The 23,232-nt window shown below is 57.6% G+C and carries 19 protein-coding genes; 15 read left to right on the top strand and 4 right to left on the bottom strand.

Translation table 11 applies throughout. From position 1 onward, the window contains the following. Positions 1–3: 3 nt before the first annotated feature. On the bottom strand, positions 4–2,844 hold the full coding sequence (locus ACXAD0_RS10255; RefSeq protein ID WP_475088312.1) for a response regulator: 2,841 nt from the start codon (positions 2,842–2,844) through the stop codon (positions 4–6). Positions 2,845–2,989: 145 nt separating this feature from the next. Here ACXAD0_RS10255 and cysM point away from each other — a divergent pair, with 145 nt between their 5' ends. From cysM to mazG, 3 genes are read left to right on the top strand one after another with little or no spacing between them, the layout of a single operon-like run. After that, on the top strand, positions 2,990–3,883 hold the full coding sequence (cysM, locus tag ACXAD0_RS10260; RefSeq protein ID WP_475088313.1) for a cysteine synthase CysM: 894 nt from the start codon (positions 2,990–2,992) through the stop codon (positions 3,881–3,883). A gap of 51 nt (positions 3,884–3,934) precedes the next feature. Then, positions 3,935–6,184 (top strand): GTP diphosphokinase, encoded by a 2,250-nt coding sequence (relA, locus tag ACXAD0_RS10265; RefSeq protein ID WP_475088314.1) that lies wholly within the window; start codon positions 3,935–3,937, stop codon positions 6,182–6,184. A gap of 24 nt (positions 6,185–6,208) precedes the next feature. Continuing rightward, positions 6,209–7,054: a nucleoside triphosphate pyrophosphohydrolase gene (mazG, locus tag ACXAD0_RS10270; RefSeq protein WP_475088315.1), complete on the top strand. Its 846-nt coding sequence runs from the start codon at positions 6,209–6,211 to the stop codon at positions 7,052–7,054. Between the two features lie 40 nt (positions 7,055–7,094). Here mazG and ACXAD0_RS10275 read toward each other — a convergent pair whose 3' ends face one another. After that, entirely contained in the window at positions 7,095–8,111 is a 1,017-nt protein-coding gene (locus ACXAD0_RS10275) for a 2-hydroxyacid dehydrogenase (RefSeq protein ID WP_475088316.1), read from the bottom strand. 250 nt (positions 8,112–8,361) lie between these two features. Between ACXAD0_RS10275 and adk the strand changes: the two genes are divergently transcribed. After that, positions 8,362–9,015 carry an adenylate kinase gene (gene adk, locus ACXAD0_RS10280; protein ID WP_475088317.1) on the top strand — a complete coding sequence of 218 codons (654 nt, stop codon included), beginning with the start codon at positions 8,362–8,364 and terminating at the stop codon, positions 9,013–9,015. Between the two features lie 197 nt (positions 9,016–9,212). Beyond that, positions 9,213–10,205: a ferrochelatase gene (gene hemH / locus ACXAD0_RS10285; protein WP_475088318.1), complete on the top strand. Its 993-nt coding sequence runs from the start codon at positions 9,213–9,215 to the stop codon at positions 10,203–10,205. A 15-nt stretch (positions 10,206–10,220) separates the two neighbouring features. Here hemH and ACXAD0_RS10290 read toward each other — a convergent pair whose 3' ends face one another. Continuing rightward, positions 10,221–10,430: a hypothetical protein gene (locus ACXAD0_RS10290; protein ID WP_475088319.1), complete on the bottom strand. Its 210-nt coding sequence runs from the start codon at positions 10,428–10,430 to the stop codon at positions 10,221–10,223. A gap of 100 nt (positions 10,431–10,530) precedes the next feature. Here ACXAD0_RS10290 and ACXAD0_RS10295 point away from each other — a divergent pair, with 100 nt between their 5' ends. The 8 genes from ACXAD0_RS10295 to ACXAD0_RS10330 all read left to right on the top strand — a co-directional run bounded on the left by ACXAD0_RS10295 (position 10,531) and on the right by ACXAD0_RS10330 (position 18,579). Further along, complete coding sequence (locus tag ACXAD0_RS10295) at positions 10,531–11,304, top strand: hypothetical protein (protein ID WP_475088320.1); 774 nt, start codon at positions 10,531–10,533, stop codon at positions 11,302–11,304. Between the two features lie 220 nt (positions 11,305–11,524). Then, positions 11,525–12,223: a tRNA (adenosine(37)-N6)-threonylcarbamoyltransferase complex dimerization subunit type 1 TsaB gene (gene tsaB, locus ACXAD0_RS10300; protein WP_475088321.1), complete on the top strand. Its 699-nt coding sequence runs from the start codon at positions 11,525–11,527 to the stop codon at positions 12,221–12,223. A gap of 18 nt (positions 12,224–12,241) precedes the next feature. Next, entirely contained in the window at positions 12,242–13,039 is a 798-nt protein-coding gene (locus tag ACXAD0_RS10305; RefSeq protein WP_475088322.1) for an undecaprenyl-diphosphate phosphatase, read from the top strand. Positions 13,040–13,045: 6 nt separating this feature from the next. Beyond that, positions 13,046–13,927 carry an NAD(P)-dependent oxidoreductase gene (locus ACXAD0_RS10310; RefSeq protein ID WP_475088323.1) on the top strand — a complete coding sequence of 294 codons (882 nt, stop codon included), beginning with the start codon at positions 13,046–13,048 and terminating at the stop codon, positions 13,925–13,927. Between the two features lie 31 nt (positions 13,928–13,958). Then, positions 13,959–15,050, top strand: a complete 1,092-nt coding sequence (locus ACXAD0_RS10315; protein WP_475088324.1) for a tRNA-queuosine alpha-mannosyltransferase domain-containing protein — start codon at positions 13,959–13,961, stop codon at positions 15,048–15,050. Positions 15,051–15,247: 197 nt separating this feature from the next. Next, positions 15,248–16,648 (top strand): SH3 domain-containing protein, encoded by a 1,401-nt coding sequence (locus ACXAD0_RS10320; RefSeq protein WP_475088325.1) that lies wholly within the window; start codon positions 15,248–15,250, stop codon positions 16,646–16,648. 11 nt (positions 16,649–16,659) lie between these two features. After that, on the top strand, positions 16,660–17,754 hold the full coding sequence (locus tag ACXAD0_RS10325; RefSeq protein WP_475088326.1) for a dipeptide epimerase: 1,095 nt from the start codon (positions 16,660–16,662) through the stop codon (positions 17,752–17,754). Between the two features lie 39 nt (positions 17,755–17,793). After that, positions 17,794–18,579, top strand: a complete 786-nt coding sequence (locus tag ACXAD0_RS10330; RefSeq protein ID WP_475088327.1) for a MurR/RpiR family transcriptional regulator — start codon at positions 17,794–17,796, stop codon at positions 18,577–18,579. Between the two features lie 144 nt (positions 18,580–18,723). Here the strand turns inward: ACXAD0_RS10330 and ACXAD0_RS10335 are convergent, their stop codons facing one another. Next, complete coding sequence (locus ACXAD0_RS10335) at positions 18,724–20,187, bottom strand: transglutaminase-like domain-containing protein (protein WP_475088328.1); 1,464 nt, start codon at positions 20,185–20,187, stop codon at positions 18,724–18,726. 290 nt (positions 20,188–20,477) lie between these two features. Between ACXAD0_RS10335 and ACXAD0_RS10340 the strand changes: the two genes are divergently transcribed. Together ACXAD0_RS10340 and ACXAD0_RS10345 are read left to right on the top strand one after the other, a co-directional pair. Further along, the gene (locus tag ACXAD0_RS10340) at positions 20,478–22,109 is read left to right on the top strand and encodes a serine hydrolase (RefSeq protein ID WP_475088329.1); all 1,632 of its coding nucleotides are present in this window, start codon (positions 20,478–20,480) and stop codon (positions 22,107–22,109) included. After that, entirely contained in the window at positions 22,110–23,183 is a 1,074-nt protein-coding gene (locus tag ACXAD0_RS10345; RefSeq protein WP_475088330.1) for a S66 peptidase family protein, read from the top strand. It abuts the gene before it with no gap. The last annotated feature ends 49 nt before the right edge of the window (positions 23,184–23,232 follow it).

Consider the following 23,232-nt stretch of genomic DNA (forward strand, 5'->3'; position numbering starts at 1 on the left):
GGATCAGGTGCCCACCGCTTCGCGCAGGCCGAACAGCGCATCCAGATCCTGTTCTTCAGACCAGCTCTTCAGTGCACGGAGTTCTTCTGCCACGGCTTCTACCAGCGATTGGTCGATGCTCGCCGTTTCTTCCTGCTGTTGCCCGCGCAAATGTTCCTGCAGTCGGCCAGTCGCTTTACGCAGCCGAGGCACGCCACAGTAGCAGCATCCGCCGTGCAGGCGGTGCACGAACTCGAACAGGCCTTTGTGCTGTCCCGCGCTGGCCAGTTTGCGCAATTGCCGTTCGTCCGCATCCAGATCCTTGAACAGCATTTGCAGCATGTCCCGGGCGAGCCGGCTGTCGCCGTTGCTCAGACGCAGGCTATCGGAAACGTCAACCAGCCGTTCGACACTGGTCTGGGCGGCGGAGGCCATGGATGTGGGGCTGATGATTTTCATCCAGCGCTTGATCATATTGCTGAGCTGTACTTCGCTCACGGGTTTGCTGAGGTAATCATCCAGTCCGGCGGCGAGCAGCCGGGCTTTTTCTTCTGCGCCCGCATGCGCCGTCAGGGCGATAATCGGGGTGCGGCTGTCTGACTCCGCCTCGCGTATACGTTTGGTTGCCTCGATCCCGTCCATGTCGGGCATCTGGATATCCATGAAAATGAGGTCAAACTCCTGCTCGCGCCACAATTCCAGCGCCTCTGCACCACTCGCTGCGATCGTGACGTCAGTACCCTGGCTGCGCAATAACTCGGCGACCAGGGTGCGATTGGCTTGATGGTCATCGACCGCCAGCACCTTGGGTGCCTCGGTTGCGGGGAGGGCGGGGGCCGTGTTGGTGATCGGACGCGACTGGCTATTGGGCAGCACCCGGCGCAGCGAGCGCAACAGGTTATCCCTGGTGACCGGCTTGGGCACGAAGGTGAGCACCCGGGTGCGAAGCTGTTCATAGCAGCGTCGCAGCTCTACCGGCGCTCCCTGGATAATGACTCGACACTGGTAGGTGTCGACCAGCAACTGGACCATTTCGATAAAGTCGCTGAAGTGCTCTCCCGCAATGGCCGTGTCGATAATCACGGCGTCAGGCAGGGCATCGTGGTTCCAGAGCTGCTCCAGGGCGGGTTTGAGTGTGGACGTGTCCGAGAGCTCAATGGGCTCAATTTGCCAGTTGGAGAGCAGCTGCGCCACCTGCATGCGCGTCATGCGGTTGGGATCGGCGATCAGGATCCGGTTGCTGGGGAACTGGTCTCTCTCTGGCAGCGTGCGATTGCGTTCGAGGTGCAACGGAATGTGGACCCAGAAGGTTGCGCCACCGGATGGGGATTCATCGATACCAATGCTGCCGCGCATGCGGCCTACAAGGCTTCGCGCAATGGCGAGTCCAATGCCATTGCTACTGATCTGCTGACCCTGCGCCTGAGCCTGGGCGCCGTGCTCAAGGATCTGCTGCATTTCCTTGCGACCCTGCTCATCGATCCGGTTGCCCAGGTCGGTGATACTGATCCGTACCATCAACTCTGAATCTTTACCGCTTTGGACCCCGATACGGACCGGGATATTGCCATGCTCGGAGTTCCGCACCGCGTTACCGACGAGGTTGGTCAGAATCTGTTTGACCCGCAGCGGATCACCGATCAGGGTGTTCGGCAGCTGACTGTCAATGAGCGGCACCAGCTCCAAATGGTTGTCATGGGCGAATGGTGCAAGGATCTGCAGTGTCTCTTCCAGCAGCTGGCCCAGATTCATCGGAATATGGTCGAGCACCAGATTGCCGGACTCAATCCGGGAGAAATCGAGAATATCGTTAATGGTCGTGAGCAGGTTTTCTGACGAGCGCAGGATGGTTTGCAGGTAGTCCTGCTGGAGTTCATCGATATCGGTTTTCAGCAGCAAGTTGGTGAAACCGATAATGCCGTTTAGCGGGGTGCGGATCTCGTGACTGGTGTTGGCGAGGAACGTCGATTTGACCCGGTTTGCCTCGACAGCCCGTTTGCGTGCGAGGTCGAGTTCGATGTTCTGCTCTTCCATACTATCGAGCGACTGGCGGAGATCCTCCATCGACTGCATCAGGTTGGATTTATAGTCTTCCTGGTACTGGGAGAACTTCGTCGCCATCCTGTTCACCTGATCGGACAGCACATTGAGCTCTCTGTTGGAGCCGTGCCTTACCCGGCGGTCCAGCTGGCCATTACCGACGGCTTCGACGACGTCCCCGATGCGGGAAATGCGCCGGGCAAACCGCTCCGACAGATATACAGTCCATACGAGTGCTGCCAGGGTACACAGGATCAGTCCGACCAGCCCCGCTAGGGCAATCTGGTAGCTGCCGATAGTGAAATACGGGCGATGCAATTCGACGGCAATCCAGCAGGTGAGGCCATCCTGGCTGGGGAGGGGTTGAAGCACCTGGATGCTGTCGCCTTCTTCCCGAACAAAGGGGGCGGAACCGTCGAGCACGTCTGCCGACAGTTGTTCTCTCGGCCTCGGACCGGCGCCGGCCAGAAGCTTCAGGCCCGTTGTGGGGTTCAGTCCCTCACCTTCGGTCGAGTATATCTGGACAGAACGCACCATATCCTTTTCCAGCATCAGCGCCATAAGGCTCTGATGCAGCCATTCGAGCCGCATTTCCTTGGGATGCCCACCGCTCAGTTCGATCAGGCGTGCGAGTTGCTCGGCGCTGGCGCGACCGTGGCTCAACAGCAGGTGTCGGCGGTCACTCATTTGCTGCAGGGACAATAGCGACCCGAGCAGAACCGTCAGGATAAGCGCAGGCGTCAGCGTGGTGCGGAAGATCAGCGCGCGAAGGGACAGGACTCGGGAGCGGCGCGGGGCCTGCTCCTGGGACTTCTCGGCAGTCATGGGAACCCCGAAAATGGTGTTGTTTTCGCTCGATTCTACTCCTCTGTGGCGCATAGCGCACTATCTGGTCGCAAATATCCGGATTAGCACCAAACACACGGCAGGGGTAGAATGTCGCTCCGTTTTTTCTGGCACGGACATCGCCATGCAATATCCCACCATCGCAGACTGCGTGGGCAATACCCCGTTGGTACGGCTGCAGAGACTGGTTCCCGAAGGGCGCGGTAATACCGTATTGCTCAAGCTGGAGGGAAATAATCCCGCTGGTTCGGTCAAGGATCGCCCGGCACTGTCGATGATCAACCGAGCCGAGGCCCGCGGGCAGATCCGTCCCGGGGATACCCTGATTGAAGCGACGAGCGGTAACACAGGCATCGCGCTGGCCATGGCGGCGGCGATCAAGGGATATCGAATGATCCTGATCATGCCGGAAACTGCTACGGAGGAGCGCAAGGCTTCCATGAGTGCCTATGGTGCCGAGCTGGTGCTGGTCTCTGCCGAAGAGGGCATGGAGGGCGCGCGGGATCTGGCATTGAAGATGCAGGAGCAGGGCCGGGGCCAGGTACTGAATCAGTTTGCGAACCTGGACAATCCGCAGGCCCACTATGAGGGCACCGGGCCGGAGATCTGGCGGCAGACCGGGGGAGAAATCACCCATTTTGTCTCTTCGATGGGGACGACCGGCACTATTATGGGCTGCGGACGTTACCTGAAAGAGCAGAACCCTTCAGTCGAGATTCTTGGTCTGCAACCGACCGAGGGGTCCAGTATCCCGGGTATACGGCGATGGCCCCAGGCCTACCTGCCGAAGATTTTTGTCCCGGAAGAAGTGGACCGGGTGATCGACATGGAACAGGACATGGCCGAGAAGATGGCTCGCCGTCTGGCGCGCGAAGAGGGTATTTTCGCCGGCGTTTCCTCGGGAGGCGCGGTGGCAGCTGCGCTACAGCTGGCCGCCGAGGTCGAAAATGCCACGATCGTGGCGATTACCTGTGACCGCGGCGACCGGTATTTGTCGTCCGGTCTATTCGACCAATGACCCAACCCCAAGTACTCGAACCCCGGATAAGTCAGCGCAATATCGATCGCGATGGTACAAGTTAGAAAACATCACTCCTCGGACACCGACAGCGTCCTCGACCTTGAAGCCTGGTTGCGTCACGTGCAGCAACTGGCTGAGCTGGATGGCGGGACCCTGGTGACTCTGCGCCGCGCGGCCGAATGCAGTCGCAAGGCTGAGCAGAAAGCCATTGAGGCCGAAAATATCTGGAGTGAAGGCGCCAGTAGTTTCCGCACCGGTCTGGAAATGGTGGAGATCCTCGCGGACTTGCAGGTTGATGGTGAAGCGCTGTGTGCTGCGGTGCTCTATCGCGCAGTGCGGGAAAAGCGGCTTTCGCTCGAGTCCGTGGAAAAAGATTTTGGCAAGACGGTCGCCAAACTGATTCAGGGCGTGCTGCGGATGGCCGCCATCCGCAGTCGCAGTGCGGATACAGAAGTCCAGGTCAGCGGCGCGGTGGAGGAGCATTCGGAAAACATTCGCCGGATGCTGGTTTCCCTGGTCGACGATGTCCGCGTGGCCCTGATCAAGCTGGCGGAACGGACCTGTGCCATTCGGGCTGCCAAGAATGCCGATGATGCCAAGCGACGCCGGGTAGCCCGGGAGGTTGCCGATGTGTATGCGCCGTTGGCCCATCGCCTGGGCATCGGTCATATCAAGTGGGAACTCGAGGATCTGGCCTTCCGCTATCTGGAGCCGGAAGACTATATGCAGATCGCCCGGTTGCTGGATGAAAAGCGACTGGACCGGCAAAAGTACATCGATAATGTGCTCGAGCTGTTAAGAGACGAGTTGGGGCGCGCAGATATCGCCGGTGAGGTCTTTGGCCGGGCCAAGCATATCTACAGTATCTGGCGCAAAATGCGCAGGAAGAATATCGGTTTTACCCAGGTCTACGATATTCGCGCGGTACGTATTCTGGTGCCGACGGTCCGGGACTGTTATGCGGTGCTCGGGATCGTGCACAATCTTTGGCGCAATATCCCGAACGAGTTCGACGACTATATCGCCTCGCCCAAGGAGAATGGCTATCGGTCCCTGCACACCGCAGTCATTGGCCCCGATCGCAAAGTCCTCGAAGTGCAGATTCGCACGTTTGCGATGCACGAAGAGGCGGAGTACGGGGTGTGTGCCCACTGGCGCTACAAAGGCACGGACCAGAAGTCCGGCGGAGAGTCACAGGATAGTTACGAGCAAAAAATATCCTGGTTGCGCCAGGTACTCGATTGGCACGAAGAAGTGGGTGGAAACCCGCTGCAGGATGATCTCGCAGCCAGTGAAGCGGATACCCGGATCTATGTCTTTACGCCCGACGGGCATGTCGTGGACCTGCCCAGTGGCGCGACACCGCTGGACTTCGCCTACAAGATTCACACCGAAATCGGCCACCGTTGCCGCGGGGCCAAGATCGATGGTCGTATTGTCCCGCTGAACCATAAGTTGCAGACCGCCAACCAGGTAGAGATCCTCACCGGCAAGCGCGAAGCGCCCAGCCGCGACTGGCTGTCTCCGGGGATGGGGTACATCACGACATCGCGGGCCCGGGCCAAGGTGATCCACTGGTTCAAGATGCAGGCGCGGGACCAGAATATTGCGGACGGGCGCACTATCCTCGACAGCGAGTTCCGCCAGCTCGGATTGGTGGAACTCGATTTTGGTGAGCTGGCCAGCAAGATGAACATGCACTCGCTGGATGACCTTTATGCCGCGGTGGGGGCTGGAGATATCGGCGTTGGCCAGGTGCTCAATGCCGCACAGCGCATGGTGCGGGTCGTCGATGTCGAGCCGGTGCCTTCGCTCACTGCGCCGGTGGCGCGCAGCGACGGACAAACGGATGTTTACATTGATGGCGTGGGTAACCTGATGACCCATATCGCGCGCTGTTGTAACCCGGTCCCGGGCGACGACATTATGGGCTATATCACCCTGGGGCGCGGCGTTTCAATCCATCGCAAGGATTGTCCCAACATGCTGCGGATGGAGACCGAGGAGCACGAGCGGGTGCTGCAGGTATCCTGGGCGGAAAAACCGCAGCAGGTCTATGCAGTGGAGATCATGATTGAAGCCTACGATCGCCACGGACTGCTGCGGGATGTGACTGCCATGCTGGACAGCCAGCGTATCAATATTACTGCCATGCAGACTCAGTCGAACAAGCATAAGCATACGGTGGATATGGTGCTGACCGCGGAGGTGCACAGTTTTGAGGAACTGAGCCGCGTGCTGCACAGAATCAATCAGCTGCCGAATATTGCACGCGCCCGTCGGCGTATCCTGCACTGATACTTTCTCGCAAGGGGCTAGGGAATGGCAACGAATGACGACAATGCGCTGAGTCGGTACACGGTTGATGACCTGCTTTACCTGATGTCGCGTCTGCGCGACCCGAAGGGAGGTTGTCCCTGGGACCTGAAGCAGACTTTCGCCTCCATCGTGCCTTCGACCATTGAGGAAGCGTATGAGGTAGCAGAGGCCATCGAAGCTGAAGATTTTGAACACTTGCATGAGGAACTGGGTGATCTCCTCTTCCAGGTGATTTTCTATGCCCAGCTGGGCAGCGAAGCGGAGTACTTCGACTTTCCCCGTATTGTGGACACCCTTGTGATCAAGCTAGTGCGCCGCCATCCCCACGTATTTCCCTCCGGCACTTTGCAGTCTGCCGCCGATAGCGATGCCATCGAAGAGAGCGAGGTCAAGCGCAACTGGGAAGCGATCAAGGCGGCGGAGCGTGAGTCCAAGGGGGAGACCGGCACGCTGGCCGGTGTCGCCAACGGACTCCCCGCGATGACCCGCGCCTTCAAACTTCAAAAGCGGGCTGCCAATGTAGGATTCGACTGGCCTGCGGTGTCCGGAGTCCTGGATAAAATTGAAGAGGAAATTCGCGAGTTGCGCGAAGCCGTAGAGAGCCAGGATCAGGCGCATATCCAGGAAGAGTTGGGGGATCTGCTGTTTTGTTGTGTCAACGCGGCAAGGCACCTGAAGCTGGAACCCGAAGCGACGTTGCGCCAGAGCAACAGGAAGTTTGAGCGGCGATTTTCACTGGTAGAGCGTCAGATAGAAGCGACTGGTCGCACGTTATCGGAATGCTCTGTCGAGGAGCTGGAAAACGCTTGGTGCGCGGCAAAGCGTGCCGAATCCCCGTCCAAACCATAATGACTGATACAGCAGGGGGCTTTCCTGTCTTTTCCCGCGGTTACCTTTCCGGCTCAATCTTCTCTGGAGGCAATAGCTGGTTTTCGCAGTTGCCCGTGGTCTCGAATTCGCTGACATTCGCCAGGGTCGTGCGGGCGATATTGGAGATGGCCTCGCGGGTAAAGTAGCCCTGGTGACCGGTGATCAATACATTGTTGAAGGTGAGCAGTCGGGCGAACACTTCGTCATTGATGATCGTGTCGGAATGATCTTCGAAAAACAGCGTGTCCTCCTCTTCATAAACATCAAGGCCCAGATAACCGATTTTCTCGTGCTTCAGGGCCTGAATCACTGCTTGCGTGTCGATGACGCCGCCTCTTGACGTGTTGATCAGGCAGACACCAGCGCGCATTTCAGCAATCGTGCGTTCATTAATGAGGTGATGGGTCTCAGGGAGCAGCGGACAGTGCAGCGAGATAATGTCGGCTTGCCGACACAGTGTATCCAGAGGGACGTAGCGCATGCCCAATTCCTTGCAGAGGTCATCCTCGACAGGATCGGTGCCCAGTAATTCGCAGCCGAAGCCGTGCATAATCCGGGTGAATACCCGACCGATTTTGCCGGTTCCCACGACGCCGACGGTTTTGCCATAGAGATCAAACCCCATCAGGCCATCGAGCAAGAAATTGCCCTCGCGGATACGGAACTGCGCACGGTGGATTTTCCGTATCAGGCAGAGAATCAGGCCAACGGCATGTTCGGCGACGGCATAGGGGGAGTAACTGGGTACGTTGGCGACCATCACCCCGTAGCGGAAGGCCGCCTGGAGGTCCACGTGGTTATAGCCGGCAGATCGCAATGCCAGCATTTTCACACCCTGTTCGCGCATCCGTTCCAGCAGGCGGGCATCCACAGGGTCATTGACGAAAATGCACACGGCCTCGGCATCATGCGCCAGCGGCAGGGTATCTTCGTTGCAATGGGCATCGATATACAGGAGATCGTGGCGAAAATTGCGGTTGTAGCGATCGAAATAGCTCCGGTCGTATGACTGGGCATTAAATAGGGCAATCTTCATAGCCGGCTATCCGGGGTAATACAGGTATAGGAAAGGGTAGTTTCGCGAGGTGACAGACTGTTCCGTCGTCGAAAAGCGATGTTTTTCTGGTCAAATTGGGAATTTTTCCTACAAAATCGCCCTAAGAGCCATGGACTTTCGTCACCTTGCCCTAATCTGGGTCTCCGTGTAAGGTAGCGCTCTTTTGACGCTGCGGGCCCTCACCGTGGCCGTCAGGCAGCTTTCATATAAAGGTTAAGGCAGGCAAGACATGCGAATTATTCTCTTGGGCGCCCCAGGTGCTGGCAAAGGTACCCAGGCACAATTTATTACAGAGAAGTTCGGCATCCCGCAGATTTCCACCGGTGACATGCTCCGCGCCGCGGTTAAAGAGGGGACTCCTCTCGGCCTGCAGGCGAAAGACATTATGGCTGCCGGCAAGCTGGTATCTGATGACCTGATTATCGCCCTGGTGAAAGAGCGGATTGCACAACCGGACTGCGCCTCCGGTTTCCTGTTTGACGGGTTCCCGCGCACCATTCCGCAGGCCCAGGCACTGTTGGACGCAGATGTTGCCATCGACCACGTACTGGAAATTGCGGTTGATGATGAAGAGATCGTCAAGCGCCTGTCCGGACGCCGCGTACATGAAGGATCTGGTCGTGTTTACCATGTTATTTACAATCCGCCCAAGCAAGAAGGCGTTGACGACGCGACCGGCGAACCTCTGGTGCAGCGTGAAGACGACACCGAAGAGACTGTACGCAATCGCCTGGCGGTTTATCACGAGCAGACTGCGCCGCTGGTAGGCTTCTACCGTGAGCTGGCAGAGCGTGCCCCGGAGACCGCGCCTAAGTACAGCAAGGTAATGGGTGTGGGCTCGATGGCGGATATCCGGGAAACAGTGATGGCTGCGCTGTCCTGATTGCCATTGGGCCTGATAGTCCCAGACACTCCTTCCCTCTGTGCCGCGGCAGTTTGCTGCAGTACAGCCGCAAAAAAGGCTCCCGTTGAGGGGGCCTTTTTTTGTGCGCTATCGTTGCAAAGTTGACCCCTGCTTACCAATTGGGTCACTTGCCTTTACTATTGCCTCTCAGTCATCTCCTGCAACAGGTTCCGTTCATGTCAAAAGCCGTAATCTTGATGAATTTGGGCACCCCCGCCGAGCCCACGCCCAAGGCCGTTCGGCGCTTTTTGCGAGACTTTCTCTCTGATCCGCGGGTGGTGGAGATTCCCAGGTTGATTTGGCTGGTGATCCTGCATGGAATCGTGTTGACACTTCGTCCGCGCAAGGTCGCTCCCGCCTATGCGGGCATCTGGGGCGAGGGCGCGAACGGAGAGCGGATCGAAGGCTCGCCGATTATGCATTACACACGCGTGCAGGCTGAGCGATTGCAGGCGCGCCTGCGTGAATCCAATCCCGATATTCGAGTGGATTACGCGATGACCTATGGTGATCCGCAGTTGTCGGATGTGGTTGCCAAGCTGCGCGGTGAGGGAGTCCAGCAGTTTCTGGTTTTCCCCCTGTATCCGCAGTATTCCGCGACGACTACGGGTGCGATTTACGATCAGGTGGCCGATCTGTTCCGCCTGAATCGGGATATTCCGGATGTTCGGGTGGTGCGCGACTATCACGACCATCCGCTGTATATCCGCGCGTTGGCGACTTCAGTACGCGAGCACCGCGAAACGCACGGGGCTGCCGAGCGCCTCTTATTGTCTTTCCACGGCATTCCCAGGGCCAACGTGGACAAGGGAGACCCCTACCAAAAACAAAGCGAGCGCACAGCGCGATTGCTTGCCGAAGACTTGGGGCTTGATTCGCATCAGTGGCAGCTGTGCTTTCAATCGCGGTTCGGCAAGGCGGAGTGGCTTCAGCCCTATACCGACAAGACGCTGGAAGCCTGGGGTGCGCAGGGGCTGCCAAGTGTTGATGTTATCTGCCCGGCATTTTCGGCGGATTGCCTGGAAACGCTTGAGGAAATTGCGGTAGAGAATCGCGCTACTTTTCAGGAAGCTGGTGGTGGAGACTATCGATATATTTCCGCGCTGAATGCCAGGGAAGATCATATTGAACTGCTCGCGGCCGTAGTCCGGGAGCAATTTCCTGTTTAAGAGAAATTTCTCTTTTCAGAACGCCCGGATGATCGTTTTTGGAAAAATGGCGGCGGCCTGAACAGTTTTTCTCTTTTTTTTGCAAAATACCTCAAAATTTTGTTGTCTTTTCTTGCAATGCCGGTTTTTTTTATTAACTTTGATTAAGTTGCTGTCAATGCAGTCCAGCACGCATACCTGTTTCAACGGAATTCCGGGGAAGCCGGTAACCAGCAGGTGGTCCAAAGTGGCTGTGTTCCAGGGGGGGTATGCCCGTTTGAGACACGAAGTTGCCAACACATTTTCGGGTTGATGAAAGAAACTTTTCTCATATAGGAGACTAGGGATGGCACGGGTAGCAAAAAAGCGTGTAGCCAAGAAGAAGGCCCCGGCAAAGCGGAAAGCGGCGGCAAAGAGTGCAGCGTCAGCTTCACCAGTCGTTACCAGAGCACAAAAGTCCGTAGATAGTGCGGTAGCGTCGCTCGACGCTCAGATGGATCGTGTCGCCAAGGCCAGGGCCAGGGCGCAAAAGAGTAATTCCGTCGCAGCAAAAACGTCGTTAAGCAACGCCAGTGGCAAGTTAAAGGATCTGCGCGTCAAAGTTGCGCTGGCAAAGGTCGATCTCGCCAAAGCCAAGGTGATGGACGCGGTCCGCACGGTTGAGGAATCGGCAAAAGTAAAAGTTGCCGAGATGTCGGATAGTTTGTCCAGTAAAGCCGATAAGGACCTGGATGCAGCGGTGAAGGCGTTCACCGCAAAATGGAAAAAGGCCCGGGCCAAGGCCGATGCCAAAAAACTGAAGACAGCAGAAAAGAAAGTCGAGGCAAAAGTAAAATCTGCCGCCAAGAAGGCCGCAGCGAAAACCAAGGCTCTGGAAAAGAAAATTGCTGCAAAACTGAAGGCTGACGCGAAGAAAGCAGCCAAGAAGGCCGCGAAGAAGGCACCGAAAAAGAAAGCTGCCAAAAAAGCGGCTAGAAAAGCGCCTGCCAAGAAGACTCGTGCTAAGAAGGCTCCGGCCAAACGCGCGACTGCCAAGAAGGCCCCCAAAAAGGCCGCACGCAAGACGGCGGCCAAGAAGGCTCCGGCCAGACGCGGTCGTCCGCCAAAGAAAAAAGCCTGACGCTGTTGGGGGGAACCCCCTTCTTTCCCTCGACTAACCCCGGATTTCCGGGGTTAGTGCGTTATTCCTGCCTGTAAAGTGCCCTGCGGACGGTGATTCGGGGCGCGCGCCATTCCAGCTGCCTCCTTTGGCCTTTGGCGTGATTGAATGGTATTGCGGATGACTCGACGTCACCGTCATGCCACAATTCGCCCCTCTCAAGGCTCAGGGATCAAATACCGTGAAAATCCTCGCTCTGGACACTACTTCGGGCGCCTGCTCTGTTGCTCTGCGGGTAGACGGGCATGTGCACGAGCTGTTCGTTCGTGCTGAGCGGGACCATACCCGGCGTCTGCTTCCGATGGTGGACGAGGTACTTGCCGAGGGTGGTCTCTCCCTTGGGGATATGGATACGCTGGCGGTAAGTCGTGGGCCCGGATCATTCACTGGTCTGCGAATTGCAATCAGTTCGGTACAGGGGCTGGCATTTGCAGCAGACTTGCCCGTGGTTCCGGTATCGAGCCTGGCGGCGCTGGCCAGTGGCGCACGCAGAAAAAATCCGGCCTGGGGCGATGGCATTGTCGCCGCTGCCCTCGATGCGCGAATGGGGCAGGTCTATTGGGGGAGTTACAGTGCCACCGATCCTGCGGATAGTGTCCTGCCTGAAGCCGTGCAGAATCCCTCCGACGTGGTAAAGGTGCTCGAGGATGGCTCGCTGCCCGAGCCATTCTTTGCGGCCGGACCGGGTTGGCATTATCCGGAATTTGATGGCGCGGGCCTGACAGAGTGCGACCCGGATTGTGATATCCACGCGGCAGAGATCGCGCTTCTCGCGGAAACGCTGTTTGCACGCGGGGAATCGGTTGTGGCGGAAGCGCTGCAACCACTTTATCTGCGTGATGAGATAACGTGGCAGAAACGCCGCAAGATTCGTTCTTGATAAGAAGCCTGTCTGTATATGGAAATACTGCACATCATTGTACTTGCGCTGATTCAGGGTTTGACGGAGTTCCTGCCCATTTCCAGCTCGGCGCATTTGATTTTGCCAAAAGAAGTGCTCGGCTGGCCCGATCAGGGGCTCGCCTTTGATGTGGCGGTGCATTTTGGTTCGCTGGCGGCGGTCATCCTGTATTTTCGCAAGGACGTCTGGGCATTGATCCGCGACGGGGTGGGCGGCTTTGCGACCGGCAACTTTACCGATGAAGGGCGTTTGGCCTGGTTGATCGTACTTGCGACAATCCCAGCGGGTCTCGTGGGGTTGATGTTCAAGGGATATATCGAAACGCACCTGCGCTCTGCCGGGGTTATCGCGGCAACGACGATCGGTTTTGGGTTGCTACTGTGGTGGGCGGATATCCGTGCGGAGCGATCCAGGCCTCTGGCGCAGCTGAACTGGCCGATGGCGCTGGTCATTGGATTCGCCCAGGCAGTGGCGCTGATACCAGGTACCTCGCGCTCCGGCATTACCATGACGGCGGGACTGATGCTGGGGTTGACGCGAGAGGCGGCTGCCCGCTTCTCCTTTTTGATGTCGATTCCTGTCATTGCCCTCAGCGCGTTGCTGCTGACATACGAATTGCTGTCCGTGGACGATGTACCCTGGTTCGACATTATTCTGGGGGCCGTCCTGTCCGGGATCAGTGCCTATCTGTGTATTCACTTTTTCTTGCAATTCATCAGTCGTATCGGCATGGCACCTTTTGCCATTTACCGGCTTGTGCTGGGCGCCGCGCTGATCTGGATGATCTGGGGGTAACGAACCATGGCAACCGTAGCTTTTCTCGGGCTGGGGGTGATGGGCTTCCCGATGGCGGGATATCTCGCCAAGGCGGGCCATCAAGTACGCGTGTACAACCGCACTGGCAGTCGCGCGCAGGAGTGGCTGGCGGCCTATCCGGGTGAATCATTTCCGACGCCTGCGGAGGCAGCGTCCGGTGCGGAAGTTGTGTTTGCCTGTGTCGGCAATGACGATGACCTGCGGGAAGTGACGACGGGTGAGCAGGGTGCATTTGCCGGAATGGCCCCAGGGGCTCTGTTTGTTGATCACACCACGGCTTCTGCGGATATCGCCCGGGATCTTGCTGCGATGGCGGAGCAGCGTGGACTCGGGTTTATTGATGCCCCAGTGTCCGGTGGGCAGGCAGGCGCGGAGAATGGTGCCTTGACCATTATGGTTGGCGGTGAAGAGGCGGACTATCTACGGGCGCTGCCATTGCTGGAATGTTATGCGCGGGCGGTCAATCGCTTGGGTCCGGTTGGCAGTGGCCAGTTGTGCAAGATGGTCAATCAGATTTGTATCGCAGGCTTGGTTCAGGGGCTTGCGGAGGGCCTGCACTTTGCAAAAGCGGCCGGACTGGATGCCGAGCAGGTTGTCGAGGTGATTTCCAAGGGCGCAGCGCAAAGCTGGCAGATGGAAAATCGATATCAGACCATGCTGGCAGGCGAGTATGAGCATGGTTTTGCCGTGGACTGGATGCGCAAGGATCTTGCAATTGTGCTGGCTGAGTCGCAGAAAAATGGTGCCTTGTTGCCTGTGACAGCACTGGTGGACCAGTTTTATAGCGAGGTCCAGGCTCTGGGCGGCGGTCGTTGGGACACTTCCAGCCTGTTAGCTCGCCTGACCAATATTCGCAGCTTTGACTGACGACAGGGTGACGTCAGCCAGGGTCTTGCTGTTGTCGGCATACGATGCCGGCAGCCATCGACACTGGCGGCAGGGGCTCGCGGCCGCGATTCCCGAGTGGGAGTGGACGCAGTTGGCCCTGCCACCCCGATATTTCAGTTGGCGTATCCGCGGTAACAGCCTGAGCTGGGGGCGCGGTGAAAACGCGGAACGATTGCGGGGGCCATGGGACTTGATTGTGGCCACGTCGATGACGGATCTTTCGGCGTTACGGGGGCTGGTGCCCGAGATCGCGCAGATCCCCACTGCGGTTTACTTTCATGAGAACCAGTTTGCCTATCCCGTTTCTGGCAAGGCCTTCGCTTCGGTTGAACCCCAGTTACTGAACATCTACACCGCGTTGAGCGGTGATCTGTTGCTCTTCAATTCAGAGTTCAATCGACGCACCTTGCTTGAGGGGGCCCAGGCGCTGCTGAAGAAATTTCCCGATCAGGTGCCTACCGGGATTGTTGCGGAAATCCGCGATAAGTCCCGTGTTCTTCCTGTGCCATTGGAAGACGCAGTGTTCTCCCGCAAACCGGTCTCCACCAGTAACGACAGTTTGCCATCCGCTAGCGAGGCGCCGCTGGTCATTAGTTGGGCCGCACGCTGGGAATATGACAAGGGTGCGGACCGGCTGTTGCAGATCCTGCAGGCGCTGCGTGGAGCTCAGGTCGACTTTCGCCTGAACCTGATGGGAGAAGCCTTCCGGCAGGTACCGGAGTCGTTTCAGGTGATTCAGCGTGAATTTTCCGATGTGCTGCTGACGGAGGGTTTTCAGGCGTCGCGTGCTGATTACCTGGCCACCTTGCGGAACAGTCACGTCTTTCTGTCGACCGCTTATCACGAGTTTCAGGGGCTCTCCGTTCAGGAGGCTGTGGCACAGGGCTGTATCCCCCTGGTTCCCGATGAGCAGGTCTATCCCGAGCTTTACCCAGCACACCTGCGCTATCGCAGTGTCGACGAAGCCGTCGAACGGCTTCAGGGTCTTGTTGATGCGTTCCGGGCCGGAGAGAGTGTCTGCAGGCCAGATGTGAGCCATTTGCGTTGGTCCGTCCTGGGGGATGAGTATCGTCGACAGCTGGCGACGCTGGTTGGCCGTTGATCGCCTCCTTGGGGCCCGCAAGACGCGGCCCGGGCATGGTACGGCGATCAGTTGGCGTAGATTCCATCTTGGTTACGTGATTATTCAATGTTGTTGCCTGTATTCGAATAATGTATTCTCTCTCGAAAGTGCGGGGTTGGCCGGCCGCGTCGACCGGCGGCATAGCCGCTGCGGTATTGCGAAATGGGGGAAGCATAGTGAATACGATTAGAGCGACCGTTCTGCTGGCTCTCGCTGCTTTTTCCTGCGCCTTACTGTCGGGCTGTAACCAGCCAGCAGAGTCCGCGCCGACCGCTGTGGCGTATTCCACCGATGTGCCAGGTATTGACGAATCGATGCTGTCGGCCACGTTCTGGATCAATCAGCTGGATGCGGATGCCATTCGCCTGTCGGCGGATCAAATCGATGCGCGAAATCGCCGCAACTTGCAGCAGGATGCCTTTCTCCACGATCTGGATGCCTTTCCCGATACGTTGCCTGCGGCCGACGTTCAGGAATTGATGGAATCCGTCAGTCGCGTCCCTGGGGCGCCACGATTTTTCGCGGATGGCCAAATGGTGAGGGATGCGGACTATCAGCGCCTGAATCGACTGATCGCGCTGGAGGCGTTACCTGAGAGCGTTTCCGTGCGCTGGGGACTGGTGACGGCGCGCGCGGCGATGCGCAGTTTTCCCACCATGGAGAAAGTCTTTAAATCCCCCACTGATCTCGATCTCGATCGCCTGCAGGAAACCGGCGTGTTTCCCGGACAGCGCGTTGCACTGTTGCATCAGAGCCGCGATGGCGAGTGGTGGTTTGCGGTGAACTATCACTATGCCGCCTGGGTACCGAAGGCCGCTGTGGCGGTTGGCCAACGAGAGGAGATTGCGGATTGGTTGGGGCGCACACCCAGGTTAGTGGTGTCGGGAGCGCAGGTGCGCACCAATTACAATCCGATCGATACGAGAACCTCGGAACAAGTACTGGATATGGGGGTCAGTCTGCCATTGCTGACTGCCGATGATGTGGGGCATAACGTCCATGGGCAGAATCCCTTCGCGAGCCATATTGTTGCCTTGCCCGTACGCGGAGAAACGGGCCAGCTTGAAGTGGTGCCCACGCTGATTGCGCGAAGTCGCGATGTAGCGGTGGGGCATCTGGATTATCGGCCCTCGCAGATATTGAAGCAGGCCTTCAAATTCCTCGGGGAGCGCTATGGATGGGGTCACGATTACAACGGGCGCGATTGCACGGGGTTTGTTGGCGAGGTCTACAAATCTTTCGGCTTGTTGATGCCGCGAAATTCTGGGCAACAGGGCCGCAGCGGATTTACCAAAACCCGTTTTGTTGACGACGCACAGTCCCGCGCAGAGGCCCTGGCCGAGCTTTCTGTTGGAGACCTGATTTACATACCCGGCCATGTCATGATGTATATCGGTCGGGTAGGGAATGAACCCTATGTGATCCACGATGTGACGGGTCTCGCTTATTTCGATGATGACCAGACCTTCTACCGGGGCACGCTGTCGGGAGTGTCGGTGACGCCGCTGTCGCCCCTGCGACTCGGGCCGGAGAAGAGCTATGTCGACAGTATCTACGCTATAAAAACTATCCAATAACCGGTATCACGATGAAAATTGTTGATGTAAAGCTAGGCATGCTGAAAGTGCCGTTGATTACCCCGTTCAAAACTGCGTTGCGAACGGTGGAATATGTCGAAGACGTGATTGTGATGCTGGAGACCGATACGGGCCATATCGGTTACGGCAATGCACCATCGACCGCGGTAATTACGGGAGATACGCACGGTTCTGTGATCGCAGCGATTCGTGAAGTGTTTACGCCCCTGTTGCTGGATCGCGATGTAGCAGATCTCAACCGCCTGACTCGCGAAATCGGCAGCGCAATGATCAATAACACCAGCGCAAAAGCCGCAGTGGAAATTGCGTTGTATGACCTGTTTGCACAGAGTTACGAGACTCCGCTTTATCGGATACTTGGGGGTGGCGAAAATAGCCTCACCACAGATATCACCATCAGTGTTGATTACATCGACAAGATGGTGGCAGATGCGGAAAGTGCCGTAGAGCGAGGTTTTGAAATTCTCAAGCTGAAAGTGGGCAAAGATATCCGGCTGGACATCGAACGCATTAAGGCAGTGTATTCGGCAGTGAAGGGGAGTGCTTTGCTCAGGCTCGATGCCAATCAGGGGTGGACGCCAAAGCAGGCAGTCACGGCGATCCGCAGTTTGGAAGAGGCCGGTGTGCTGCTGGAGCTCGTGGAGCAGCCCGTGCACGCGAGTAATCTTGCCGGCATGCGCTATATCTCCGAGCGGGTGAAAACGCCGATTATGGCGGACGAAAGTATTTTTGGCCCGCGGGAGGTGCTGGATGTCATTGGCCACCAGGCGGCCGAGATTATCAATATCAAGCTGATGAAGACTGGCGGCATCTCCAATGCGCTGAAAATCGCTGATATTGCGGGAATGCATGAGATTGAGTGTATGGTTGGCTGTATGCTCGAAACCAGTATTGGCGTGTCGGCCGCCGCACATGTCGCTGCAGCAAAGTCGCCAGTGGTATCGAAACTCGACCTGGATGTGCCATCTCTTTGCCAGTTTGACCCGGTTATTGGTGGTGCTACCTACCGCGATGCGGATATCATTCTCAATGAAACCCCAGGATTGGGCATTGAAAAGATAGAAGGACTGGAGATGCTGGCATAATTGCCGGGCATTCTAGAAGCGGGAGCGGAGCTGCCAGCGATGACTTGTTTGTTAAAAATGCGCGCGATGCGAGACCAGCTATCGGTCAATGAGCGCAAACTCGCGGATTTTATTCTCGACAATACCAAGTTGCTCAGGGATTACTCCTCCCAGCAGCTTGCCGATGCCGTTGGGGTGAGTCAGTCCAGCGTCGTAAAGTTTTCCCAGAAGCTGGGCTATAAGGGCTATCCGAGCCTCAAGCTGGCGGTCTATGAAACTTACGCCGGTGCACCTGCTGCAGCGAGTGACCGCGAGCAATTGGTTGCGCATTCCAGCTCCCCCTTGCGTCAACTGGGCCAGAAAAAGCTCGAGATCCTGGAAAATACCGCCAGCATCAATGATGACCAGAATCTTGCCGATGCGGTTGATGCGATTCGGCAGGCGCGCTGTATTCAGGTGTCTGCCTGCCCCGGTTCAACCTCGGTGGCCCAGTACCTGACTTACCAGCTGCTGGAACTCGGTCGCTGGGCGGTGTTCGATCAGGGTGGGGTGCTGCAGAGGGCGATGGTGGATGCCCGTACGGAACGGGATCTGTTGTGCATTATCTGTGATCTCGATGGCGAAGAGGCGATGGTCGAAGCCGCAAACAAAGCCCGTGAGCAGGGTGTCAAAGTGCTGAGCCTCACCCGCTATAACTACAATGCCGCGAGTATCAATGCGGATATCCGGCTTTTCGTCATGCCCGCCGAGGAGGAGCAGGAAATGCAACGCCTCTTGTTTCGTTCCGGTCAGCTGCACGTGATTGAAAGCCTGATTGGTGGCCTGATTTCGTCCGAGTCACTGTAACTCGCCTTTACTGCCTCCTCATCAAACACGTTCTTTCCCCGGCGACTCTGTTGCCGCCTTGTTGACGCATTCCTGGTAAGCGCGGTGCGCACCCGGAATGCGTGAATGCAGAAACCTTTTCAGTACAGCTTCATTGGCCGCGGGCTATTCGCCCGCAGTCCCGCCGTTTTGTGCCAGTTCAACGGGTTTCCAATCCATCGAGTAGTCCCATTGATCGAAATACAGGTTGCCTCCGCGCCATTCAACCTCGCCGCGCTGTGAGTCCACGGTCTCCGAGCGGAAGTGTTGTTTGGCGGGGAAGAAAGGACGTCCGTAGTCGCTGTTAAAGATCAGTCGGTAGGCATCAATCCCGCCCAGATAGAACCAGTCTGTGGCTTCTTCTCCGCCAAGGCGGCCGTGGGTTACATCCATTGGCATCCAGCCATAAGGGGCCAGATAGATTTCGCCCCAGTCATGCATCGTGTCGAATTCCGAGGGAGAGAATTCCCAGCCTGACTGCCAGCGCGCGGGGATACCATTCATGCGTAGTAGCGTAATCAGCAGAAGGGTTTGCTGGCCGCAGTCCGCGTGGCCGGCACCCGCGGCATACGCACTGATATTGCGGATGGTCGAGTATTCTCGTGCACTTGCCCAGGGAATCGCGTCGACATGGCTGAAGAGTTTTTGCGCAATTCGGTAGGGATTTGTCTCATCGCCGACGATGCGCTCGGAGAGCGCGCGCAATTCCCTGGTGAATACGACATGGGGCGCGCGTTCGCTCAGGAAAGGGGTGAGCGTCGCGGAGTCTTCAATGGCAGTGACAATGTCGGGGTCAATATCGAAGCGTTGTGACAGGCTGTCAAACGCGTAGGTGACAGAGAATTCGGTGGCTTTACCGGCCTGGGCGCTTTGCTCGAGATAGATGGTGCGCTGGGGCCGGTCGGTTGGCGCAAGCTGGTGGCTGGCGGGCGTGCTGCCGATCAGGGTAATGTTTTCCTGGCGCCCCGTCACGGTCTTGGGAAAGGGGATCCAGGCGCGGACGGTCTCACCATGTGGGACGGCATCGGCATCAACACTTAAGCGATAGGTAATTTCAAAGCGGTTGCGCAGTGGTTGTTCCGACTCCAGCACCGCATGATGGTGTGCGTGCAGTTGATACAGCGGTGCGCGGGCAGTGAACAGTTGATAGTCGCCTTTGCGGGCCAGCGCTTCCGGTGACTTGTGCAGGAGGTTGTACGCAGCACGCGCGAAGTAGCGTTTCTCACCGTTGATGAGTTTGTACTCCAGCAGTCCGTCGGCATTCCACTGGGCAATCTCGGCATCTGATGCATCCGGAATGTATCGGCGGATGGAGTCTGCGAGGCCATGCTCGTCGAGTGTGAATTCCATCTCGATTCGGCGCATGCGCTCGGCTTCGAACGCCACCTCGTGCTGGATGCCGTTACTATCCTCTTGCATGCTTTGGATCTCCTGTTTGGCGACCTTGTATTGGCCGGCGTCGACAAGGCGTTGGACGTCATCCAGCGTTTTCGGGTCGCCATGACAAGCGGAGAAAAGCAGGCTCAGTCCCGCGGTGCAGGTGGCTGCGGCGAGGCGGAACAGGCCGGTGGTGCATTGTTGGTCGGACACGCAAAACTCCCTCTGGTGATTCTGGCGCATATTGAGTAAATGAATAATTTATTATTTACAGTGTTTTAGTGTATTGATAAATTATTCCGAATCTACTGACGACCGCTGTAGCAGTCAAGTGGGGTTTTGCTCTGGCGAGCAGCCGTTGGTTTGTTGATCGATTTCAGCCCGACGGGGCCCGTTTACAGTGACAGTAGTGCTGGCGTTCGCCAAGCATGCGGATTTCGTCATCGGGTAAAGTCAGCGCAGCGGATTGAACGGCAAGCGCAGTAAATGAAGAGGTGAACCACATGGGGCGATTAGAGTGCTGCAAGATGCACCAGGGCAATAGCGGGTTGCTCAGTGTGACAGCGCTGCGTGTGTTGCTGGCGATGGGTATCACTGCTTGTTCCGTCGTTCAGGTCGCCTGTAGCGGTGCCGACAAGCCCACGGCCGAGGGAATGCGATCCCTCGTTCAGCGGGTTGCCGAAGAAGAGCGCTTGCCGGGTATCGCGGTCGGTGTCTGGAAAGATGGGCAGGTGGTGCTTCTGGAGGGCATGGGGGTAACGAATGTGGACGCCCCGCAACCGGTCACGCCCGAAACCCTGTTCAAGCTCGCCTCGACCACCAAAGCCTTTACTGCCGCTGCACTTGGTTTGCTGGTGGAAGAGGGCAAGCTGCAATGGGACAGCCGAGTGGTGGACATCCTGCCGGAGTTCGCCCTGCAGGATCCCTGGATAACGAATGAGTTCCGCGTGGTCGACTTGCTGACTCACCGCTCGGGCCTCGGGCCCGGCGCAGGGGATCTGATGTTGTGGCCCCAGCCAAACCATTTCACCCGCGATGACATTGTCAGTGGTATGCGCCATCTCCCTCTGACGCGCAGCTTTCGGGCGGACTACGCGTATGACAACCTCCTGTACATTATCGCCGGGGAGGTGATCGCAAAGGTTGCTGGCCAACCGTATGAAACCTTTGTCGAAGCGCGTTTGCTGCGGCCTATGGGGCTGCAAAACTGTTATGCCGGGCCGGTGCCGGTGGCAGGCCGCAAAAATCTGGCCGATCCCCACCGATTGGAAGACAGTGGATTGGTTGTCGATACCCCCAATCTGGCTGGCGATGAGCCCATCGTGCTTGCGGCGGCCGGCGGCATGCATTGCAGTGTTGCTGACATGCTGAGGTGGGCACAAACCCTGATGGCCGGCGGAAAAACGCCAGAAGGCGAGGTTATTTTTACAGAAGAAACCCGCGATCGACTGTGGCGGCCGGTCACCCTGATGCCGATGTCTCCCTCGCGATCTGAGCGCGATGGTGGGCATTTCTATGCTTATGCCCTGGGCTGGCGGGTGCAGGATATGTATGGCAAGAAAGTGCTGCACCATACTGGCTCGCTTTCCGGTATGTACGCCTGGATGGCACTGGTACCGGAAGAAAACCTGGCGATGGTCGTACTGATGAACCGCAGTGCGGGTGCCGCGCGTCAGGCGTTGATCCATGGTTTGTTGAAACCCTACCTGGGGGCGCCGCCGCGGGATTGGCTCGCTTACTACCAGGAAAAATACGGCAGCGCGGAAGCGCCTCCGGAACCGGAGTTACTGCCGCCACCGGAAAACGCCAGGCCGCTGGCGGAATCCCGTATTGCAGGCCGTTACGTGGACCCCTGGTTTGGGTCTGTTGTGATTGCCCGCGAGAATGACACGTTGCGCTGGCGCTCGCTGAAGGCGCCCCGGCTCACCGGAACCATGCAATTGGCCGCGCCGGGGGTTTGGCGCGTGACCTGGGACGATCGCAGTCTCGAGGCCGACGCCTGGCTGGTGGCCACAGAAGGGGAAAGTGGCGAGACGGTATTGACCATGCAACCCCTGTTGATGGGGGTGGATTTTAGTTACGACTTCCAGGATTTGCGCTTTACCCGCGCGCCTGGGCGACCGCAGGGGGAATGAATGCAAAGACGTAGCCTGATCAAAAGCCTGATTGCCGCGCCACTGGTTGGCGGTATGGCGGGGTTGGCAGTGGGGCAGCAGGGGCGCGATAGCGACGCCATTGATGTGTTGGCCCCCGGCGAAGCGCCCAAGCGCCCAAAAAGATTGCAAACCGGTATGACTGTAGGGCTGGTGACGCCGGCCAGCAATGCCTGGGAGGATGAGGATATTGGTTTCGCGATCGACATCGTGGAATCACTGGGTTTCCGCGTTCGCGAAGGCAAGAACCTGTACCAGCGTACACAGTATCTGGCCGGTCCGGACCTTGCGCGCGCGCAGGACATTAACAGCATGTTTGCCGATGATTCTGTGGATGCCGTGTTTTGTCTGCGGGGCGGCTATGGCACGCCGCGTATTCTGCCGATGCTCGACTTTGACATTATCGGCGCTAATCCCAAAGTGCTGCTGGGATACAGCGATATTACCGCGTTGCTGAATGCAATTTATCAGCGCTGCGGCATGGTGACTTTCCATGGCCCGATTGCAGCGCAGAACTTTTCCGATTACACACTCGAGGAGTACCGCAAGGTACTGGTTCGCGGGGAGTCACCGGTTCAGCTCGGCGCGCCACCACCCTTTGAGGCCCGTCCCGGGCGTGCGGAGCGGGAAAATCGGATTACGCGCTTCCGTGGGGGGCGGACAAGAGGGCGCTTGATCGGCGGTAACCTGACTTTGATGTGCAGCTTGCTGGGGACTCCGTTCGAGCCGGATTTCCGTGATCGTATCCTGTTCCTGGAGGATGTCGGCGAGGCCCCGTATCGTATCGACCGGATGCTGACCCAGCTCTGGTTGGCCGGCAAACTGGATCAGGTTGCCGGTATCGCCTTCGGCAAATTCACTGAAGCGGATACGTCTGGCAATACATTTAGCGTTGAGCATGTGTTGCGCGAGCGCTGTGCAGGGCTTGAGGTCCCGGTCGTGCGCGGCCTGATGTGTGGGCACGTTGACGACCAGACGGTGATGCCGGTAGGAGCCATGGCGGAGCTGGATGGCGATGCCGGTACACTGCGTTTGCTGGAATCAGTAGTGAGCTGACGCCAAAACCACTATGATGCCCCTGCGGCGGCGGGTACCTACAGTGCCC

The sequence above is a fragment of the Microbulbifer sp. ABF4_148 genome (assembly GCF_056158985.1).

Coding starts and splice junctions, on each gene's coding strand:
- ACXAD0_RS10255 (WP_475088312.1), bottom strand. CDS start 2,844: ATGACTGCCGAGAAGTCCCAGGAGCAGGCCCCGCGCCGCTCCCGAGTC.
- cysM (WP_475088313.1), top strand. CDS start 2,990: ATGCAATATCCCACCATCGCAGACTGCGTGGGCAATACCCCGTTGGTA.
- relA (WP_475088314.1), top strand. CDS start 3,935: ATGGTACAAGTTAGAAAACATCACTCCTCGGACACCGACAGCGTCCTC.
- mazG (WP_475088315.1), top strand. CDS start 6,209: ATGGCAACGAATGACGACAATGCGCTGAGTCGGTACACGGTTGATGAC.
- ACXAD0_RS10275 (WP_475088316.1), bottom strand. CDS start 8,111: ATGAAGATTGCCCTATTTAATGCCCAGTCATACGACCGGAGCTATTTC.
- adk (WP_475088317.1), top strand. CDS start 8,362: ATGCGAATTATTCTCTTGGGCGCCCCAGGTGCTGGCAAAGGTACCCAG.
- hemH (WP_475088318.1), top strand. CDS start 9,213: ATGTCAAAAGCCGTAATCTTGATGAATTTGGGCACCCCCGCCGAGCCC.
- ACXAD0_RS10295 (WP_475088320.1), top strand. CDS start 10,531: ATGGCACGGGTAGCAAAAAAGCGTGTAGCCAAGAAGAAGGCCCCGGCA.
- ACXAD0_RS10305 (WP_475088322.1), top strand. CDS start 12,242: ATGGAAATACTGCACATCATTGTACTTGCGCTGATTCAGGGTTTGACG.
- ACXAD0_RS10310 (WP_475088323.1), top strand. CDS start 13,046: ATGGCAACCGTAGCTTTTCTCGGGCTGGGGGTGATGGGCTTCCCGATG.
- ACXAD0_RS10325 (WP_475088326.1), top strand. CDS start 16,660: ATGAAAATTGTTGATGTAAAGCTAGGCATGCTGAAAGTGCCGTTGATT.
- ACXAD0_RS10330 (WP_475088327.1), top strand. CDS start 17,794: ATGACTTGTTTGTTAAAAATGCGCGCGATGCGAGACCAGCTATCGGTC.
- ACXAD0_RS10340 (WP_475088329.1), top strand. CDS start 20,478: ATGGGGCGATTAGAGTGCTGCAAGATGCACCAGGGCAATAGCGGGTTG.
- ACXAD0_RS10345 (WP_475088330.1), top strand. CDS start 22,110: ATGCAAAGACGTAGCCTGATCAAAAGCCTGATTGCCGCGCCACTGGTT.